Origin of the sequence: Dyadobacter sp. CECT 9275 (genome assembly GCF_907164905.1) — a bacterium.
Taxonomy (GTDB): Bacteria; Bacteroidota; Bacteroidia; order Cytophagales; family Spirosomataceae; genus Dyadobacter; species Dyadobacter helix.
Genome location: NZ_CAJRAF010000001.1, coordinates 573,327 through 593,856, shown reverse-complemented (window position 1 = coordinate 593,856; position 20,530 = coordinate 573,327). Strand labels below are relative to the sequence as shown.

The following is a 20,530-nucleotide window of genomic DNA, read 5'->3' as shown; positions in this document are numbered from 1 at the left end:
GCTGGCAACCTGCCTGTGAATCACTATATTTGCACCTTAATTAAAAAAGCTGCCTTAAATCGGCGGAGAAGACGGGTCCGTATCAGTAATTCGTACAAATTTTATTAATGAAGGTTCTTAAATTCGGTGGCACTTCTGTCGGTTCGGCAGACAGCATCAGGACGGTAATCAGTATCATAGAAAACAATCTTGAACGAGGTGAGCATATTGCAGTGGTTTTTTCTGCCATGGGCGGAGTCACGAACAAGCTCATTGAAATCGGGAAAATGGCTGCTTCCGGAAACACCGAGTACATCGAATTCCTGAAAGTTGTAGAAGAAAGGCATTTTGCCGTTGTCCGTGGGCTGATCAACGTCAAACATCAGAGCAGTACATTTGCAGCTGTCAGAGGCTTATTTAATGAGCTCGGGGATATCCTGAAAGGTGTTTCCTGGATTCGTGAACTGTCCGACCGGACGCTGGATCTTATTATGAGCTTCGGTGAACGTTTGTCTACACTGGTTATTACCGAAATACTAAGAAGCAAAGGGATCAACGCTGAGTTCTGCGACGCCCGGCAGATAATCCACACCAATGCCACCTATGGCATGGGGGATGTTAATTTTGAAGTCACTAACCATCAGATACTTGAATATTTTGCCAAAAGCACCGCCTTACAATGTGTGACGGGCTTTATCGCTTCCACGGCAGAAGGGATCACCACTACCCTTGGCCGCGGCGGGTCCGACTACACGGCATCCATTATCGGAGCGGCACTGGAGGCGGATTCCATCGAGATATGGACGGATGTGGATGGCATGATGACAGCCGACCCCCGGAAAGTTGCCAATGCTTTTACCATTCCTTCGATATCCTATGCCGAAGCAATGGAACTTTCGCACTTTGGAGCAAAAGTAATTTATCCGCCCAGCCTGCAGCCTGCATTTGCCAAAAACATCACACTTAAAGTGCTCAATACCTTTAATGTAGATTTTGAAGGCACCTATGTCCAAAAAGCCGCGAATGGGAAAGAGTATGCCATCACCGGGATATCTTCGATTGATGAAATTGCGCTGGTAAACATTCAGGGAAGCGGGATGATCGGCGTGGCGGGTATATCAGGCCGTTTGTTTACGGCACTGTCCAATAATTCGATCAGCGTGATCCTGATTTCCCAGGCATCCTCTGAGCATTCCATCTGTTTTTCAATTGACCCTAAAAATGCCCAGAAGGCAAGGGAGATACTTGAAAAAGAATTCTCGGCAGAAATTGCTATCGGGCATATCGACGGGATCAGTATTGAGAAAAATCTTTCCATCATTGCAATTGTTGGCGAAGGCATGAAAAAAAGTACCGGTGTTTCCGGAAAGCTTTTTTCTGTTTTAGGCAAAAATGGTATCAATGTAGTGGCAACAGCCCAGGGTTCTTCCGAACTGAATATTTCTGTTGTTATTTCCAAAAGTGATTTATCAAAAGCACTCAACGCTATTCACGGTGTATTTTTTCAGTCCGAAACCCGGTCACTGAATCTCTTCATTGTTGGCGTGGGCCTGATAGGCGGTACCTTGCTGGAACAGATCAGGAACCAGACGGGATACCTCCGAGAGGAAAAATTACTGAACCTGAATATTGCAGGGTTGTCTAATACAAAGAAAATGCTGCTGGACCCCGATGGGATCAAGCCTGACCAATGGCGCGACAGGATAAACGATGAAGGTGTAAAAACGAGCCTTCCGGCGTTTGTTCAGCGAATGATTGAGCTAAACCTTCCCAACAGCGTTTTTGTAGATTGCACGTCGGATAAAGACATTGTTCAGTATTATCACATGCTGCTGGATGCCAGTATATCCGTTGTGACACCCAACAAGGTAGCCAATTCGGGTTCGTATTCCGAGTATCTGGCGCTGCAGAGGACTGCGCTGCAAAGAGGTGTGAAGTTCCTGTATGAAACCAATGTTGGTGCGGGGCTCCCCATCATCAACACCATTCAAGGGTTAATGGCCAGCGGTGATAAGTTTCTGAAAATTGAAGCGATCCTTTCGGGAACGCTTTCTTATATATTCAATTCTTTCGGACCAAGTGTTCGTTTTGCAGATGTTGTGAGAGAGGCCAAAGCCAAAGGATTCACTGAACCCGACCCGCGGGAGGATCTCAGCGGTGCTGATGTGGCCCGTAAGATACTGATCCTTGCCCGTGAGGTAGGAGTTCCTCTGGAAGCAGAAGAAATAACCATAGCCCAGATATTACCCGACAACTGCCTGAAAGCCAACTCTGTGGATTCTTTTTTTGAAGAAATGGAGGTATCCGACAGTTTCTTTGCAGGCCTGAGGGAGAATGCAGAAGCGGAGGGAAAGAAACTCAGGTACATCGCCTCGCTGGAAAATGGCAAGGCGCTCGTGCAGCTGCAGACGGTTGATGCGCAACATCCTTTTTATACCCTTTCTGGAAGTGATAACATCATTTCCTTTACCACGGAGCGGTATAAAGACCGCCCATTGGTTATCAAAGGGCCTGGAGCCGGTGCCGAAGTTACTGCCTCAGGTGTATTTGCAGACATTATGAGTATCAGCAGTTACCTGGGATGAGCTCAGCCTTAATAAATATTTTCCTCCATTTACGCCTGTAATTTAAAGTGAACTACGTCAAAGCTTTTGCCCCGGCCACAGTTGCCAATGTTGCCTGCGGTTTCGATATTTTTGGATTTGCGATCCAGGAACCTGGAGATATCGTTGAGATAAAACGGAAGGATGAACCGGGTATCGTCATTGCCGACATTACCGGTGACGCCGGACGTTTGCCACGTGCAGCTGAAAAAAATGCCGTCACTGTTGTAATGCTTCATTTGCTGAAGCATCTGGGTATCTCCGATTTCGGGTGCGAAGTGATTTTACATAAAAACATGCCGCTTGGCAGCGGAATGGGATCCAGCGCTGCCAGTGCGGTGGCTGGTGTGGTGGCTTTGAACGAGTTGCTGGATAACCCCTTGTCGCGCCAGGACCTGCTGAGGTTTGCCATGGAAGGCGAGCGCATCGCCTCAGGTTCGGCGCATGCGGATAATGTAGGGCCGTCGCTTTTGGGCGGATTTGTCGTAATTCGCAGTTATAACCCGCTGGATATCTTTTCTATCCCTGTTCCGGAAGATCTTTACTGTACCCTAGTTCATCCCGATATAGAGATCAACACCAAAGATGCAAGGTATATCCTTCGTAATGAGGTCTCCCTTAAAAACGCGATCACACAAATGGGAAATGTGGCAGGATTGGTTGCCGGTATTATGAAGTCGGATTATGACCTGATCAGCCGGTCAATGGTGGACGTGATCATAGAACCTGTTCGTTCCATACTTATCCCTGAATTTAACGAAGTGAAGAAGGCGGCCATTTCGGCAGGGGCCCTCGGATGCAGTATTTCCGGCGCGGGTCCTTCCATGTTTGCACTCAGCCGGGGAGTTGATACCGCCTGGCAAGTGGGCAGCATCATGACGGAAACGTTCCGTCAGGCCGGTATTGAAGCAAATATGCATATATCCGGCATTAACCAGGGTGGTGCGCTGATTTTAGAGAAAAGCTAAAATCCCCGTTTAGTGTTTTAAACTGAAAAAAGACGAGCCGAATACCGACCCGTCTTTAAGATTTTAACCAAATATTTTCCTTTACTTTCTGCTGTAAGTATCCAGCGTTGCCTGAGGGAAAGTTCTTAAGATATCCGCCATGGTATTTTTCACCATGGTATCGCGGTCTTCCCGCTTGGTTGGCGCCTTTACTTTGCCTGATGCCCACCCCTGCCAGATCATCTTGTCATTACTGCTCTGATAGATATTCAGGATAAAGCGGCTTTCCTGATAATTATAGGTTGAAATATTGTTGCCGCCGCCATACCACCACATATAGGGTGAATACATATTGTTGGATCGTACCTGCTGACGGTCCTTTACGTCGGTCATAAAGCGCACCACTATTTCAGGCGACTGGTTGTCGAGCTTATATCCTTTCGCTTCCATTACCTCCACCACCGCATCTCCTAATCTTCTGCGGTTCAGATCACTTCCTAATAAAGGATCCTGCTCTGTTTTATGCTCCGCTTCAACCTTGAATGTTTTAAATTGTTTAAGGTTTACCGATGAGTCATAGTCGTAGCTCACCTGAAGCGCCTGGCTGCACGACATTATCAGTACTCCCACCACACCCATCCAGGCAATGGGTTTTGTCAACTTCACTATGCTTTTCATGCTCGTTTGAAATTTAGTTTGTTACACATCTGACAGCTTCCGAGGGACTAGGTTTAATCAGTCGGATTTAAGACATTCTAATAACTTATAAACGAATAAAATTGGTATATATGTTCCAGAATTTCATTTTATTCAACAACCGAAAGTGTCTTTCCGAAACACTGATGGTTGTCCTGCGGTGGGTTCCTTTTCGTGTTATGCCAGAGGTACCTGTTCTTGCACAGACAGGTAGATCAGGTGCTAAAAAAACAATGGATGTAATTATTCTTACATCCATTGCGAAGATCCAACATGGTAATCTGAACGAGTTTTACACCGTTCGGTAGTCCGGGTGTTTGTACGGGTCGCGATAAGGCCTCGCCAGCAAAGCGTTGGCCTCTCTGTCGCCTTTTATTTCCTTTTTAACCGGATCATAAACAACGGGTCTGCCAATTTTCATGGATATATTAGCTAGTATACAGCTGGCTGTTGAAATATGCCCTTCCTCGATATCAGCCACCGGGCGACTGCTATTGTCAATCGCACTCAGGAAATCGAGCATGTGCAGGCGTGTTGCCGGAGCGGCATTTAATTCTATCCCTTTTTCGGTAATATCCTCGGGATATTTCTCCTTCTCAAAAACCACATCTTTATGAATTTTCTCTCCTTTTCCCTGCGGTATAAAATCGTATGCCATGGTACTAGCCCATAAGGTACCTTTTTCTCCATAAAGGGTGAACGACCACGGGTAGTCAGGATTGGCGGGGGTACCCCAGGTACGGTGCTGCCATACACAATTCAGATCATCATATTCAAAAATGGCGGACTGCGTATCAGAAATATTGGATTTGCCTTCTTTCTGCACATAGATACCTCCGGTGGAACTTATCTTTTTTGGCCAGCCGAGTTTCAGCATCCAGCGCACGGTATCGAACATATGTACGCACATATCACCCGTGATACCGTTACCATATTCCATGAAAGTGCGCCACCAGCGGATATGTGGCAGGCCGTCATAGGGCCGCAGCGGTGCCGGGCCGGTCCATTTTTCATAATCGAGGAAATCAGGAACTGCTTCCACGGGCGGGTTTCCGTTGTTTCGCATATGGTAATAACAGCACATTTCCACGTGTGAAATTTTGCCCAGCAAACCAGCATCGACAATGTTCTTCTTAGCGTCGATCAGGTGAGGGGTACTCTTGCGCTGGGTACCTACCTGTACTACTTTTTTATACTTCCTGGCCGCCGCCACCATGGCCTCTCCCTCCATAACATCCACACTGATAGGCTTTTGCACATACACATGCGATCCTTTTTTTACCGCATCTATCATCGGAAGCGCATGCCAGTGATCCGGCGTGCCGATAAGCACTATATCCAGCTCATTTTCGGCCAGAAGTTTCTGATAATCACCATACAGTTTGGGTATTTTGCCTGATTTCTGCCGCTGGCTTACAAGCGTCCCTGCTTCTTTTAACTGGTTTTTATCCACATCACACAGCGCAATAACTTCAACAGGAGCAACCTGAATCAGCCTGAATAAATCACTTTTGCCATACCATCCCGTTCCGATCAGCCCCACCCTGAAAGGCTTGGGCGGATGAATCAAATCCATTCCTCTCGCTCCAAAAGAAGTAAGGGCCAAAGCCGCCGTGGCTCCCTGTAAAAAACTGCGTCGGTTGATATTGAAAGTATTCATTATCTTATGGTTGATTTCAAAAAAGATGAGCCCAACTGGCTGGACTCATATAAAAGAAAACGATAGCAAATCTTTACTACCCAGGTATACGTAATTGAACATCAATTTTAGGTAAGATATTCAGCCGGTAAATCAGACCCTGCCTCCCATTGCTGCAATCCATCACTTTATTACAACCTTTTTAACCACCTTACGTCCTTTGCCTGTCACCTCCAGCAGGTATAATCCTGTTGGCCAGTTCAGTAATGGAATTTCAGTAGCTTCTCCGGCCTGTACATGAATATTATTTCGCAAGACTTCTCCATTAACCGATAATATATTCACCGACGAATGCTGGGAAGCCAGAATGGTGATGTGCCCGCTTGCGGGATTGGGATATACCTTCACCTGATTTCCGGCTCCCGGTTCGGTTGAAGTAATGGTGATCGGTAAAATATTCGCGAATAACATGATACCACCTGCATTGGTACCCACTGCCACATCCGGTTTTCCGTCTCCGTTATAATCCGCAACCGCCGCATAAAGATACCTGCCTAGAACGGGAGCCGAGGCCTTATCAGAAATGTTAATCAATAAACTTTCGCGTGCGGTCCATTTTCCCCAGTCTGCCTTGCTGAAAATACGGATGGTACCTGTATGATCTGCGGTGAGCAAATCAGGGCGGCCGTCCAGGTCAATATCCTGAACGGAAATCTGGGAAAAACGTCCTTCGAAATTAATAGATACTCCTGCAAAGGCGTCCGTTTCCAGTCTGAAGGCGAATTGCCTGCCGGTTCCGGTATTGATGTAATAGTAGATGCTTCCCTGAGGCTTTCCCACGAGTAAATCCAGATCTCCATCGCCGTCTGCATCGTGGAAAAACGGAGAATCACCAATCTGTGATTCGGACGGCATGGTTATCACTACGGCGTCAGCAACATTCAGTACCGCTGCTCCGCTTGCCGACTTATTGGGGATATACCGGTACTCAAATTTCAGGCTCGCCGTATTGATTCCGGCAAAGCCAAGATCGGGAATGCCATCTCCGTTAAAATCGGCCCATTGCGGTTTGATATTATACAGGCCAAGCGTTGCCGGAATGTCCAGATAATTATCAGAAGCGAGCTCATAGGCAGGCGTTTTAGCAGTGCCCGTATTCCTGAACAACCACAGTTTCCCCCTGAACCCGTTAGTGCCAGCGGTACCACCCGTGCCTACGATCATATCCAGGTCTCCATCACCGTCCACATCAAAAAAAGAAGGGGCGGCATTCTCCCCCACATCCACCATCTGATCCTGTAAAAAGTTTTTTTGCACCAATTCATAAACCGGCCGGTCGTTGGTACCACCATTATGGTAATACCAGTTGGATGACCGAAAATCCATCAGATTACCTTCATTAACGGATACATTCGGTGAGGCGATCAGATCTTTTACCCCATCAAAATCAATATCTTCTGCATAAACGGCTGGAAAAATCCTGAAAACGATCGGATCCTTTTCAGGATAATTATGTGTAAAGCTGGTAAAATCTGCTGCGATACCTGCCACAGCGTTATAGAGTACCGAAATATGGTCGTTACTCACGTGCCCTACGAGCAAATCTTTATTCCCATCTCCGTTTACATCCTGTAAAAGGATAGAATTACCTGCATGCAATATCTTAGCCCCCGAAAGGTCGGCCACCTGGCAGTCGTCTCCGAAAACAAAATCGTTGTTATCTCCTTTATGAAAATTCCCCCAGCATTGGCCATTACGGGTAAAAATGGGCATACTGGAACTGCCCAGGCTATCGGGCACGCTATACCTTTCCATACTAAGGTTCTGATGCAGCTCGATATAAGAACCTGAAAAGTCAAATGTGAGGACATCCAGATCCCCATCATCATCCACATCCACGATTCCGGGCACATCTGTTCCTCCTACCTGAAGATTTAAAACAGCAGACAATCCCTTGGTATAAAGTGCGTCCTTTTCAAGCACAAATGAGCGCGCATTTCCTGTTTTAACCTGCCGATACACAGTAATACCCAGGGAGGTGCTCGCAAAAAGATCCTTCAACCCGTCCCTGTTGTAATCGGCAAGGATCATCCAGTTGTCTATTTTCGGAAACATCTGTTCATAGGCCGGTGCATGAATAAATATCTTTTCCGCAGGTTTCAGGGGATTTGTTCCTGCAACGTAAGTAGTGATCTTACTGTTGCTCCGGTCAAAAACGACCAAGTCCTCGGTCTCATCGTCATTCAGCCTCATTTTGCCAAATTGCATCGCATTTAAACCTCCTGCCCAGGGGTTTATCAGCTTCACCCCGTTAACGGAAAGGCTTGTGAGGGTATCCGCCTTAAACCAGGCAGACTGCCCTTCACCTGTATGTGCCCCGGCAAGCGCAATGAACAAGAATAACAAAGAGGTATATTTGGTTCGCATCGTTGTAGAATAATCCGTTATTTTTGTCTCCCCGGACGGCTGTCAGGAAGACCTATGTAAACGTAACGAAAACATAATTCATTTGATTGAGCCGCAGGATCAAACTTTATTTCTCAGATTTATATTGCAGCTGACATACCATGTTTACTTCCACAGAGGAACTTTACCAGATTTATCTCGATCATAAAATTGTTTTCACTGATACCCGCAATGTTGTTCCCGGCGGTATATTTTTTGCGCTCAAAGGTGGCAATTTTGACGGAAATCAATACGCCGCGGATGCCCTTGAAAAAGGCGCACTTTACGCCGTCGTGGACGATGAAAAGGTAGTGGCCGACAAGCGGTTTCTGCTCGTTGAAGATGTGCTGCTGGCACTTCAGGACCTGGCGCGGCACCATCGGAAGACTTTTCCTTTTCCTGTGATAGCCCTCACCGGAAGCAACGGAAAAACGACGACCAAAGAGCTGATCGCCAAGGTACTGTCAATGAAATTCAACACCTATGCTACCCGTGGTAACCTCAACAATCACATAGGAGTACCGCTGACCTTGTTGTCTGTTGATACGAGCAGACATGAAATGGCCGTCATTGAAATGGGCGCCAATCATCAGCAGGAAATTGCCCTGCTCAGCAACATTGCCCAGCCAACACACGGCCTGATCACCAACATCGGCAAGGCACATCTGGAAGGTTTTGGCGGGGTAAATGGTATTATCAAAGGAAAAGGTGAGTTGTTCGACTACCTGTCCAAAAAGAAGGGAACCGTTTTTGTGAACGCCCAAAACGACACCGTAATGGAAATGGTGAGCAAACGTCATGCTTTCGGGGAAATTGTTTTCTATTGTTCGGACAACAGTTATATTAATCCCGAACTGGTGCAGGAAAATCCAAACGTGATATTCAAGGATAAAAAAGGGAAAAACGTAACCACTCACCTTCCCGGCCGTTACAACTTCGAAAATATCTGCGCCGCACTTGCCATTGGAAAACACTTTGGAGTATCGGATGAAGATGCCAATGAGGCGGTTGCACATTATCAGCCCGATAATAACCGTTCGCAGATGATCAGAAAAGGCTCCAATACGGTCATCATGGATGCTTACAACGCCAACCCTTCTTCCATGCACGCCGCTATTGAAAATTTTGCCAGGCTGCAGGCTCCCCGAAAAATGCTGATACTGGGAGATATGTTTGAACTTGGAGAGGATGCTCCGGCCGAACATCTTGCACTGGGCCAGCAAATTGCGGGGCATCAGTTTGACACGGTTATCCTTGCAGGTAAATTAATGCAGCACGCTTTACCCGCTTTGCCCAAGGCATACTATTTTCCTGACAAATTTTCACTGCATAACTGGGTCATGGATAATCCTCAAAAAGATACGTTCATACTCATCAAAGGATCCCGGGGAATGGCTCTGGAAACGGTACTGGGCATTATGCAAGATTAAAAGATAAGTCAAGAAAAATATTAAAATATCCATATAGTACAATTCTATCGCATTATAGTTTTTATCTATCATGATTAAAATCATATAGAAAAAACTAAATTAATTTGATTAAATCAAGTCTTTCTACCAATAGTACCATCCCCGAGCTTGTGCTGAAAGGTTGTCGTTTGTAAATTTGTAATCATAAAAAAGTACAATTTAAAGACAACTCAATAATCATGGCTAACAGACTATTATCAGTGGGATCAGTTTTCCCGGAATTCAAAAAAACAGCGGTTGTTTCTCTTGAAAAAGGAAATGAATTTTACGATATCACTTCCGAAGATCATAAAAATGCCGACAAATGGATGGTAATGTTCTGGTGGCCAAAAGATTTTACCTTCGTTTGCCCGACAGAAATTGCTGAATTTGGAAAACATGTTGATGATTTCTCTGATCGTGACACAATCCTGATCGGTGCTTCCACTGACAGCGAATTTGTTCACCTTGCCTGGCGCAAAAACCACGACGATCTTCGTGATCTTCGTTTCCCGATGCTTGCAGATACTTCAAAGTCTCTTGCAGAAGAACTTGGTATCCTGGAAGCCAATGAAAAAATTGCCTACCGGGTAACCTACATTGTTGACCCACAAGGAATTATTCGCTGGGTAAGTGTTAATGACCTTTCCGTTGGCCGTAACGTCAATGAAGTGATCCGGGTATTGGACGCTCTTCAGACTGACGAGCTCTGCCCATGTAACTGGCAAAAAGGCGAAGCTACCCTTGCGTAGCTAAGTAATATGGAGTTTGCGGTAACGGGCACCGCTTACCGTAAACTCTCTATGAAAAAACTGCTTCCCCACCCCCATTTTGCACTTTCGTTCCTCTACCAGGAGCATCAAACTTCAACCTGAATATGTATCCATTTGCAACAACAGGGAGTACCAAAGACTCTTTGTATAAGGAAACCAACCTTCCCGCAGATTTTGAAAGCGTGATGATCGACAAGCTGGCAGCTTTAGATCACCGTTACCTGAAAGACCTGAAAATCAACCTGGGCAATGTACTGAAGTCGCAGAACATTAATCGCAAAGAAGGACTTTTACTTGCACTTTCAGTGGCCATTAATGAAAAGAATGCAGCGCTTATTTCCGCACTGGAAGAGCTTGCCGTAAACGAAGGTGCCGACGAGAAAGAAATTGCTGAGGTCGCTGCCTGTGTTTCTCTCATGAATGCCAATAACGTTTTTTACCGTTTCCGCCATTTCATGAACAAGGAGTACTATAACACCGCTCCGGCCGGAATTAAAATGAGTATCATGGTGAACCCGGTTTTGGGTAAGGAATTATTTGAGCTGCTCAGCCTTGTCGTTTCGGCACTGAACGGCTGCGAAATGTGTGTCACTTCTCACGAACAATCGGTACTGAATCATGGTGGAAGCCAGGCGCGTATTTTTGATGCGATCCGCATCGGCGCCATTTTCAAAAGCTTCGCCGTATTGGTTTAACGCACTTTGAAAGGGCACAAAAAAGAGCGCGACAAGGAAGTTGCGCTCTTTTTAAACTATTAATCACCAAAAATTTATTTCTTAAAAGGCTGACCTCCGGTACTTGTTATCAACCGTGTTGATGACATTCCTCAATACGCTCGCACATGCTACTTTACCTAGTCTGCAATCACTGACGGACTTCTGACCGTGTCCAAAAGCAGCAGTATAAAACCCGTGATGCATAAAGCACCTCTGATCAGGATATAAAACAGCCACTTTTCCTGCAGGCCGGTTATTCCACCAGATCCTGTCAGCATATCGTTGTTCAATAATTTATTAATCGGGATACTTACACGGAGTGCCAGCGTGATATCCGCCGCCAGCAGCAGAAATGCCAGTATCACAAAATAACAGCAGTGATAACTTCCGCCAGCGAAGGACATCCCTATCCATAAAAGAAGCAGCAAGAGTGCACTGATATAAAAAATTCTCAGACGCCCCCCGATGACCAGATCCGTAGCGCTCCGTACCTCCAGAAATGTATCCGAAGAAACATTGGACATAGCCTTTGCAAAACCCAGCAGCAGGTAAAAGGCCCCCTGCGAGGCAATGATGAAATATACAAAAAGACCAAGCAGCCTGACGTACACTAGCATATCCATAGCTTTCATTAATTCCTCCGGCTTTTGCATATCATCTCTGATTTCACGCGTACAGGGGTGTTTCCTTAAAGCTATTGATCCAGCGCGCTGCCTCTTCCGGATCCGAAAAAAAACGTTCATTTTCCCGGCTGAAACGATTTTCATATAACTCCATCTTTCCTGTATCCTGATGTGTATGTGCCGCCGCAATACACTGCACCCCACGGTATCTGAAATAGCGTATTCCTGAGGCATCCGCTTCAAACAAGTCTGTATAACCCACCTTCCAGCCATACTGGGCCAACGTTAACGGAATAATGGTCCTGAAAAACTTATGCGCCTCCAGGTCAATCGCTCTGAATCCGTACATATTGATCAGAATTTTAAATTCGGTACTATTTTTAAGCTTTGACAGACAGTAATAGAGAGAGTGTTCCCATTGTTCTATCTCAACCTTGTTCAGTTCACCGCTGATTTGTGTTACAACCAGGTTTCTTTCGGCAAACCATTCTGTTTTAGTGATTTTGGCTAGTGTCATTTTTAAAATGGGTGTATCGAGAATTTATCGGCAACAGGGCTGCTTTTGGGAGTGAAACGATATTGGATCAACAGTTTTCTGATCACTACTACGTGAGCAAAAAGCATAATAGGGACAACACACCCCGGCAGAAAGATCAGCGGAAAATGAAGTACCGCCAGGTTGGGTTGCTCAAAAGCATAAGTCTGAAAAATCAGAGGAGCGGAAAGAAGGCATCTGAAAAATGAATTGACCAGCAAACCAATACCGACCACGTTCCAGACAATCAGCATTTGCCAGCGTACCTTCCGTCGCATTAATCCCAGGTAATAAACAACTGGGACCGTCATCCCCGCGAGCAGATCAGGGTTACCACCAACAAAAGTCATTTCATAGGGAAGGGCACGGCAAAGGAAAAGCCAGCAGGTTACCAGTTCCAGCGGAGCACGGATAATATGAATCACCATCAGCATGTGAATATCCATACCTTCCTGAAATAACCTTCCGCGCGGTGCCAGGAAAAGGTATAAAATGATGAGAAATGCAGGCGCTATCAAAAATAGAATTCTTGGTGGCATGGCATCTGTTACCGCATAAAAACCAGAGACAGACGCGATGCCCTGAATTACGATCCAACCGATAGCCCCCCAAAGGAACAGCTTCGAACTGTTGGTTGCCTTGTAAAAAGTATATACCGTAAGCATGGCGATCAGCCCGAATATCAGGCCCACCTGCCAGGGGAAATTTTCCATAACTCTAGGGGAAATTGTGTGATGCTCCGCAGGGTATCCGGCCCCAAAGAGATAGACCGGTACAACTGCATACGTAATTACTTACGCATGCAGTATTTCCAGTGCATATCCGGAGGTTGTAACCGTCCGGATTTTGTAAGTACTATCATTGTATCCAGCGTAACCACCAAGCCAAATGCCTGCTAATGAATGCCTGGCAAATGACAGATCTTCGTTTTCAGACAAGCATATTTTGCCCAAACCAGTTCTTCCAGATTTGAAAAGACCTCCCAGGCTCAGCGTCCAAAACGCCGCTGGTGAATACAACCTTTCTCTTCCCTGCCCTCCGAAGGGGAGGGACCGGGAAGTAAGGATACGTGATAATACTATTTTATTTAACATGGCTATAGATATAAGGTACTCGTAAAATGTACTGCAAAATAATAGGCCGTTCCCTACAAATAGAACACTACTTATCTGAACTGATACAATTCCTGTGTGGATTGTACAAAACGGCATTGGAAATTAATCCTGATAACTTCATAAAATCAGACAAAAACCTCCGTACTTTGGTTGTAATCCTGTTTTAATAACATTTCGGATACAATTTTAAGGGAAAAAGAAAGACAAACCTCAGGTACCAAAAGCGTTGTCGACTTAAGTACTGGTTTTATCGACAAACGGCGTTAAGACTTCGACCAACGCGGATCCTGCGCCTCAGGCCAATCCCTGTAACCGTAAAGAAGCTTTTTCTCCGCATTGGAGTTATCCGTGACCACGCTCTTTTCGTGTTCAGCCTGCCTTTGGACAAAATATCTAAACATCTCTCCGTTCGTTGGTATAATAACTAAGTCAAATTACAAAATGACCCGTGTTTAGACAAAACGTCTGATTTTTAAACCAAAAGTCCAATTAGTATCTGCAATAATTCACTTAACTAGTTTTTCTACTTAATTTTGTACTTTAACCAGAAATCACTAAACTACTAAATGATGGCAACGTCAACGGAAACGTACATTCCTTACAAAGTAAAAGACATATCTCTGGCCGAATGGGGCCGTAAAGAAATTACACTGGCCGAAGCAGAAATGCCCGGACTGATGTCCATCAGAGCAGAATTTGGCCCTTCACAGCCTTTAAAAGGTGCGAGGGTTGCGGGTTGCCTCCACATGACCATCCAGACTGCGGTTCTGATAGAAACGCTGACGGCTCTGGGAGCAGAAGTTACCTGGTCTTCCTGTAACATCTTTTCTACCCAGGACCACGCAGCAGCAGCAATCGCAGCAGCAGGTATTCCGGTATATGCCTGGAAAGGTATGAACGAGGAGGAATTCAACTGGTGTATCGAGCAAACGTTATTCTTCGGTGAAGATCGTAAGCCACTTAATATGATCCTGGATGACGGCGGGGACCTTACAAATATGGTTTTTGACGAATATCCTGAGTTGATCGAAGGAATTAAAGGGCTTTCCGAAGAAACCACTACCGGTGTGCACCGTTTATACGAGCGTTACAAAAACGGTACCCTTCATTTGCCTGCAATCAATGTTAATGACTCTGTTACCAAATCTAAATTTGACAACAAATATGGTTGCCGCGAGTCGCTTGTAGATTCAATCCGCCGCGCTACCGACCTGATGCTGGCCGGTAAAGTTGCTGTTGTGGCTGGTTACGGTGATGTTGGAAAAGGTTCTGCCGAATCGCTCCGTGGAGCAGGCTGCCGTGTTCTGGTAACTGAAATCGATCCGATATGTGCCCTTCAGGCTGCTATGGATGGCTTTGAAGTAGTAACCATGGACGAAGCTGCAACACGTGCCAATATTTTTGTTACAGCAACCGGTAACTACAAGATCATCACGGACCGTCACTTCCTGAACATGCGCGACAAAGCTGTTGTTTGTAACATCGGCCATTTTGACAATGAAATTGATATGGCCTGGCTGAACAGTACTTACGGAAGTACAAAATCTCAGATCAAACCACAGGTTGACATCTATTCTGTTGAAGGAAAAGATATCATCATTCTGGCGGAAGGCCGTTTGGTAAACCTTGGCTGTGCAATGGGCCACCCGTCTTTCGTAATGTCATGCTCGTTTTCAAACCAAACGCTGGCTCAAATTGAACTTTGGACCAACAGCGAAGCGTACGAGAAAAAGGTGTATGTATTGCCAAAAGCACTGGATGAGAAAGTAGCTGCTTTCCACCTTGCTCATGTTGGCGCCAAGCTTGATGTTCTTTCGGAGGAACAGGCTGCTTATATCGGTGTTACGCCTCAAGGCCCTTACAAAGCGGATACTTACCGCTATTGATCTGGCCGAGCCCATACAAAAAAACCTCTCTAATGTTGTTAGGGAGGTTTTTTTGTACAACAGCTATTTATTTGCCTGACGTGGTTCCATGCGGATCGGCCTCTTTGGGAGATTCCTTTTTACCCACCTGAATCACAATATTATTTTCTTCAAAACGCTTTTTGAGGGCCTTGATCACCTCACTTTTCGCAGTACCTGGCCCCACTTTATGCTGATCGATCCAAAAAAAGAGTTGAAAATCGATGCTGTTATCTGCAAACCGGGTATAGTTAAATTCAACTTCACGCGTTTTGCTTAAAAAATCCATGCTCCTGACGGCAGCCAAAGCCACCTGTTCCGCAACGGTCAGATCGGAGCTGTACGCTATTCCGCAATCCACCTGCACACGTCTTTCTCCGGAAAAGGTAAAATTCACGATCGGTTTCTGAAAGATATCCTTGCTTGGAAGTTCCACCTGCTGGCCAGCAAAATTGTCCAGAATAACAGACCGCAGATTAATGGATTTCACTTTTCCGGTATAACCATTTGTTTCAATTACATCCCCTACCTTTATGGGCCGCTGAATGGCAATAAAAGCTCCGGAAATAAAATTGGTAGTCAGATCCTGAAAAGCAAAACCAAGCGCCAGCGCAAGAACACCCGCACCAGCCACCAGGGACGCAACCGTTTTTTCCAACCCCAAAATCCCTAGCGCAAAAAACACTCCGATGGTAAGGATCGCAATTTTTGTAACCGCCGAAAGCAGCCCCACCAGCGCTTCATTATTGGAAACCCTGGTCAAAACTCTGGTAATAAACCGGCTGCCATAGCCCGACAGATACCGGAACACGAACATCAGCACAACAGCCATCACCAGATTAGGAACAATTATAATACCTTCCGCAAACCAGTGGTCCAGCTTCGCCAGCATCGGATCCATAAACTTTGAAAACTGCATTACTATCATTTCAGGTAACATTATCTGATCTCCAAATTTAAAACAATCAGCTATTTTCCAGTTCCTCCAACCGCAATTATCAGACTAAAATCAGCTGCTCAGCAACAAATGTTGTGGTTTTTTATGGATTTCCGTTAAAATTAAATCCTTCCGGTAGGGCACCTCAAGGTTAAGCATTATCTTTGCGTACCGATTCTCCTGACGCATTCATTTTACAAATGAAACGTCGGGTTTCTATGAGTAATTTACCCTGCATACCAATCTCCGAAAAGGTAAAGATTGAAAAACAGGCACATAACCACCGACTTATAAAATAAATAATAAAGAGATGAAATTTGGAGTAGTTGTTTTCCCGGGCTCAAATTGTGATGATGATGCCGTGTACGCCCTTCAGCATAATCTGGGACAGGAAGTTGTAAAATTGTGGCATAAAGACCATGATCTGCAGGGATGTGATTTTATAATTCTTCCGGGTGGCTTTTCCTATGGTGATTATTTAAGATCCGGTGCTATTTCCCGCTTCTCGCCGATCATGAATGAAGTCATCGCGCATGCTAAACGTGGCGGATACCTGATGGGAATCTGTAACGGATTTCAGATCCTGTGTGAGGCTCAGCTGACTCCCGGTGTTTTACTCCGGAATATCAATCAGCAATTTATCTGTAAAAACGTTTATCTGAAACCGCAAAGCACCAACAGCCTGCTGACCGCTGGCCTGGATCAGGACAGAGCGTTCAAAATACCCATAGCTCATGCAGAGGGCCGTTTCTTTACGGACAGCGATTCATTGAAAAAACTGAACGACAACGACCAGATCCTGTTCAGATACTGTGACGCTAACGGAAATATCAGCGACGAAGCCAATATCAATGGTAGCCTCGAAAACATCGCAGGCGTTTGTAATGAACAACGAAATGTATTCGGCATGATGCCTCACCCAGAGCGCGCAGCTGATCCTGCATTGGGCAATACCGACGGCAAAATTATCCTGGAGCAGGTTCTGAGCGTGCTTGCCTAGTACCGAAAAGTATTGTGTACGGCTGAATTAGTTAAAGATATAAGCAAAAAGCGGGGCGCACTGTTCCGCTTTTTTGCTGTCAAGTAAAGCCTTACAAAATTTCAGCGAGTTAAAAGAAAAACCCGCTCCGGATACTCTGGAACGGGTTCAGGCTATGATAGCAGTGGGTTTACTAAACTTTTCCCATGACATACATTTCCGTCATTGTAGGTACAGGACTTCCACCTTGTTTTTCAAGTGTTATGGCAAAAGCTACCGGTCCTGCCTTGGTTGATTTCATCCTGAGTACCTTTCCAATAAACTGATGGTCGAGCATTCCAATGTCAACAGGAACGCCATCCACTATACTCCACAACTGATATTGTTTCCCTTCGGGAGCAGCCGGAAGTTTTTCCACATCCAGCATTACTTCGTTGGTTTGGGTATTCCAAAATGCCGCAACAGTACTCTGTGGCGACTTCTCCAGGCCCGCCATATGAATCACTTTGTATGATGGATCCCGGTACAACTTCGCCAGTTCAACACTGTAATGCATTTCCTGCTTTACCTGATCCATTTCTACCTTCAAACCATTTGCTTCACTCAAAAGCGCTTCCCTCTGCTTTTTGAGGTCGGACATTTGCATAACAGCCCATCCTGCAAATAAGATTAGAAGAACCGAAGCAGCTGCAGATAATTTTGCCCAAAACGGTACCACTTCTTTTGACTCCTGCCGTATAAATACATTATCAATTACTTTGGAATCCCCCTCAGGAACGACAAGCGGATTACCGTTCACTTCTGCGTTGTCTGGTTCATCCGCAACCGGTATTTCTTCAAAATTCATTTTGGAAAACAATGATTCTTTTAAAGATGCCGGCGGGGCCGTCTGGTGCTTTAAAGCATATTCTTCCAAAGCGTTTTCCGTCCTTAGCAGCTCCTGCTTGATCTCCGGATAAATGTGAGACATACACTCCACCTCCTGCTTTTCCTGAGGAGAAACAGTACCCAATACATATTCCTCTAATATACCGGACTCTATGTAGGCTTGGATATTCATACTGCAAAGTAATGTTTTAACTCTTGTAACGCTGTTCTGATTCTTGATTTGACCGTACCCAGCGGGATACCCAGCCTATCTGCAATCTCTTCATGAGTATATCCCTGAAAATAGGCCATATCAATGAGCAGCTTCCTTTCAGGCCTTAGCATATCCACAATTGCCTTTAACTCGGCACTGTCGGCCTGCAGACTCTCATTTTCATCGGGTTCATTTAGTACCGCCCGGTTTTCAATGTCGTCCATCTCCGGTTTCCTTCCCTCCACCCTAACCGCATCAATTGCACCGTTTCTGGCAATATTCATGATCCAGGTAAACAGCCTGCCCTTTTCAGGGTTGTAGGAAGCAATATTTTTCCAAATTTTTAAAAACGATTCCTGCAACACATCTGCTGCCCTTTCTTCATCTCTGACCGTCTTAGAAATGATATTAAACAACGCACCGGAATAGTGGTCGTACAAGAACTCAAAAGCAGTTCTTTCATTCCTTTTCAGGGCTGTAACTAATTCCTCTTCCGAGTATTTTAACTTAACAGTCGCCAAGAGTTGCTTGATATTAAATGGATTATTTCTTACAGGCAAGCTAATAAAATTTCTGTTGATCCCACCAAAGGGCAGATAATTTATTGTCTGGCTATAAGCCTGATGCATCATTGAGTTGGTTTGTGCCATCAGTGCAACTCCTAAAAATCCGGTAAACCTATCCATTCCAGTGTGCGTTTTTAATTCATATACGAATACGGCACAATGTTGGATCAAAACAGGAACGCGGAGATGTGAAAAGTTGCGCACACATGCGGGCTATATCTCAAAAAAAGAGAAAAAATACCCGTTATTTTCTGAGAGATTCCAGGCGCCAGAAGGTGAGGCTGGTGAAGAATACCATCACGCTTAGCAGGTAAACCACGCTTCCCGAGTCGACCAGCCCCTTCCCAAGTGAACGATATTGTTCGTCAAGTGCCATCCATGAAAAAAGGCGCGCCAGGCTTCCGGTACCCAAAAGTGCGGATATCGCGCCAAAACCTACATACCAGAGAAAGGCAATAAACACGGCAAGAATAAAGGATACGATCTGGTTGTCGTTAAGGGCTGATGCCCAGATCCCCATCGAAACCAGTACACCACTAAAAAGGAGCAGTCCGATGTAAGAACCAAAAACACCTGCCGAATCGATATTCCCGACGGGATTTCCCAGCTGATAGACACTGAAATAGTATAACAACGTGGGCAGTAGCATCAACGCCACCAAAACCCAGTTGGCGAGTAATTTCCCAAGAATGAGATCGCTGTTACGAAGTGGCTTTGTAAGCAGAAGTTCCAGCGTTCCATTCCGGCTTTCTTCGGCAAACGAGCGCATGGTGATTGCGGGGATCAGAAAAAGCAGTACGTAAGGTGAAAGATAAAAGAAGGAGGCCAGATCCGCATATCCATAGTCCAGAATATTAGAATCGGGAAAAACCCACACAATTAACCCGACGGCGGTGAGGAAAACCGCCATTACGATATAAGCAATCAGAGAGTTAAAAAAACTTCCAATTTCTTTCTGAAAAATTGCGTACACGTCCTGCGCTGGTTGAATTGCTGTAAATCAAAGATTATTTATTCAAAAACAGGTTTTTCCTTCCTCATGATCAGGGATATGATCAGGGACAAAAGGAAGCCCACCAAAACATATCCAAACACGCCCATCGCAAACATGAAACCAGGCGACATAAATTTTTGAGACAATTCCATTGCCTGATCAATCTGCGCATCATCCATACCCTTTGCTTCCATGTCTGCACGTACCTGGTCAAGCCCCTGTGTGAGTAAGGTATTGTCTATAAATTGCATGTAGAACATACTAAAAGCCGAGCCCAGCAAACCCATTATTGCCGACAAAAGCGAACCTAAGCCCAAACCTTCTCCATAGGACATATATCCTTTATTTTGCTCTCTGAAGTCTTTCATTGCCAGCACAATGGCTACGACCAAGATAAGAAAGGTCAGAGAGACCAATCCCTTGTTTTGTGACAACCCCGAAACATTGAGTATGGTGGTGTATATCATAATGACAATGGACGACAATACACCGTATTTCAAGGCCACACGCGCGGTTGATACTTTTTCTTCCATGGTTGCAGAGGTTTAAA

Annotated in this window: 19 protein-coding genes; 7 read left to right on the top strand and 12 right to left on the bottom strand. The window is 45.3% G+C overall.

Annotated features, from left to right (window positions below; genetic code table 11):
• Positions 1-107: 107 nt before the first annotated feature.
• Both thrA and KOE27_RS02335 read left to right on the top strand, forming a co-directional pair.
• Positions 108-2,564, top strand: coding sequence for a bifunctional aspartate kinase/homoserine dehydrogenase I (thrA, locus tag KOE27_RS02340; protein WP_215237246.1), 2,457 nt, complete (start codon positions 108-110; stop codon positions 2,562-2,564).
• A 47-nt stretch (positions 2,565-2,611) separates the two neighbouring features.
• Positions 2,612-3,550 (top strand): homoserine kinase, encoded by a 939-nt coding sequence (locus tag KOE27_RS02335; protein WP_215237245.1) that lies wholly within the window; start codon positions 2,612-2,614, stop codon positions 3,548-3,550.
• 81 nt (positions 3,551-3,631) lie between these two features.
• Here the strand turns inward: KOE27_RS02335 and KOE27_RS02330 are convergent, their stop codons facing one another.
• The 3 genes from KOE27_RS02330 to KOE27_RS02320 form a co-directional block, all read right to left on the bottom strand.
• The gene (locus tag KOE27_RS02330) at positions 3,632-4,207 is read right to left on the bottom strand and encodes a DUF4136 domain-containing protein (protein WP_215237244.1); all 576 of its coding nucleotides are present in this window, start codon (positions 4,205-4,207) and stop codon (positions 3,632-3,634) included.
• Between the two features lie 310 nt (positions 4,208-4,517).
• On the bottom strand, positions 4,518-5,885 hold the full coding sequence (locus KOE27_RS02325) for a Gfo/Idh/MocA family protein (RefSeq protein ID WP_215237243.1): 1,368 nt from the start codon (positions 5,883-5,885) through the stop codon (positions 4,518-4,520).
• Between the two features lie 162 nt (positions 5,886-6,047).
• Positions 6,048-8,291 carry an FG-GAP-like repeat-containing protein gene (locus tag KOE27_RS02320; RefSeq protein ID WP_215237242.1) on the bottom strand — a complete coding sequence of 748 codons (2,244 nt, stop codon included), beginning with the start codon at positions 8,289-8,291 and terminating at the stop codon, positions 6,048-6,050.
• Positions 8,292-8,431: 140 nt separating this feature from the next.
• Between KOE27_RS02320 and KOE27_RS02315 the strand changes: the two genes are divergently transcribed.
• From KOE27_RS02315 to KOE27_RS02305, 3 genes are all read left to right on the top strand, one after another.
• Complete coding sequence (locus KOE27_RS02315; RefSeq protein WP_215237241.1) at positions 8,432-9,739, top strand: UDP-N-acetylmuramoyl-tripeptide--D-alanyl-D-alanine ligase; 1,308 nt, start codon at positions 8,432-8,434, stop codon at positions 9,737-9,739.
• A 218-nt stretch (positions 9,740-9,957) separates the two neighbouring features.
• Positions 9,958-10,509: a peroxiredoxin gene (locus KOE27_RS02310; RefSeq protein WP_215237240.1), complete on the top strand. Its 552-nt coding sequence runs from the start codon at positions 9,958-9,960 to the stop codon at positions 10,507-10,509.
• Between the two features lie 125 nt (positions 10,510-10,634).
• A complete protein-coding gene (locus KOE27_RS02305) occupies positions 10,635-11,225 on the top strand; it encodes a carboxymuconolactone decarboxylase family protein (protein ID WP_215237239.1) in 591 nt (196 codons plus the stop codon).
• Between the two features lie 158 nt (positions 11,226-11,383).
• Here KOE27_RS02305 and KOE27_RS02300 read toward each other — a convergent pair whose 3' ends face one another.
• The 4 genes from KOE27_RS02300 to KOE27_RS02285 form a co-directional block, all read right to left on the bottom strand.
• Entirely contained in the window at positions 11,384-11,899 is a 516-nt protein-coding gene (locus KOE27_RS02300) for a hypothetical protein (protein ID WP_215237238.1), read from the bottom strand.
• 13 nt (positions 11,900-11,912) lie between these two features.
• Entirely contained in the window at positions 11,913-12,386 is a 474-nt protein-coding gene (locus tag KOE27_RS02295) for a hypothetical protein (protein WP_215237237.1), read from the bottom strand.
• A 2-nt stretch (positions 12,387-12,388) separates the two neighbouring features.
• Entirely contained in the window at positions 12,389-13,117 is a 729-nt protein-coding gene (locus KOE27_RS02290; RefSeq protein WP_215237236.1) for a hypothetical protein, read from the bottom strand.
• 81 nt (positions 13,118-13,198) lie between these two features.
• Positions 13,199-13,498, bottom strand: a complete 300-nt coding sequence (locus tag KOE27_RS02285) for a hypothetical protein (protein WP_215237235.1) — start codon at positions 13,496-13,498, stop codon at positions 13,199-13,201.
• Positions 13,499-14,088: 590 nt separating this feature from the next.
• Here KOE27_RS02285 and ahcY point away from each other — a divergent pair.
• Positions 14,089-15,405: an adenosylhomocysteinase gene (gene ahcY, locus KOE27_RS02280; protein WP_215238340.1), complete on the top strand. Its 1,317-nt coding sequence runs from the start codon at positions 14,089-14,091 to the stop codon at positions 15,403-15,405.
• 67 nt (positions 15,406-15,472) lie between these two features.
• On the opposite strand, the gene KOE27_RS02275 is transcribed toward ahcY, so the two are convergent.
• Positions 15,473-16,342, bottom strand: a complete 870-nt coding sequence (locus KOE27_RS02275) for a mechanosensitive ion channel family protein (protein WP_229252601.1) — start codon at positions 16,340-16,342, stop codon at positions 15,473-15,475.
• A 328-nt stretch (positions 16,343-16,670) separates the two neighbouring features.
• On the opposite strand from KOE27_RS02275, the gene purQ reads away from it, so the two are divergent.
• Positions 16,671-17,360, top strand: coding sequence for a phosphoribosylformylglycinamidine synthase subunit PurQ (gene purQ / locus KOE27_RS02270; RefSeq protein ID WP_215237234.1), 690 nt, complete (start codon positions 16,671-16,673; stop codon positions 17,358-17,360).
• A 172-nt stretch (positions 17,361-17,532) separates the two neighbouring features.
• Here purQ and KOE27_RS02265 read toward each other — a convergent pair whose 3' ends face one another.
• The 4 genes from KOE27_RS02265 to KOE27_RS02250 form a co-directional block, all read right to left on the bottom strand.
• Entirely contained in the window at positions 17,533-18,399 is an 867-nt protein-coding gene (locus tag KOE27_RS02265) for an anti-sigma factor (protein WP_215237233.1), read from the bottom strand.
• The gene (locus KOE27_RS02260; protein WP_229252600.1) at positions 18,396-19,106 is read right to left on the bottom strand and encodes an RNA polymerase sigma factor; all 711 of its coding nucleotides are present in this window, start codon (positions 19,104-19,106) and stop codon (positions 18,396-18,398) included. Before KOE27_RS02260 ends, KOE27_RS02265 begins: the two co-directional genes overlap by 4 nt.
• 124 nt (positions 19,107-19,230) lie before the next feature.
• A complete protein-coding gene (gene gldF / locus KOE27_RS02255) occupies positions 19,231-19,959 on the bottom strand; it encodes a gliding motility-associated ABC transporter permease subunit GldF (RefSeq protein WP_215237232.1) in 729 nt (242 codons plus the stop codon).
• A 38-nt stretch (positions 19,960-19,997) separates the two neighbouring features.
• Positions 19,998-20,513, bottom strand: coding sequence for a DUF4199 domain-containing protein (locus KOE27_RS02250; RefSeq protein ID WP_215237231.1), 516 nt, complete (start codon positions 20,511-20,513; stop codon positions 19,998-20,000).
• Positions 20,514-20,530: the final 17 nt, after the last annotated feature.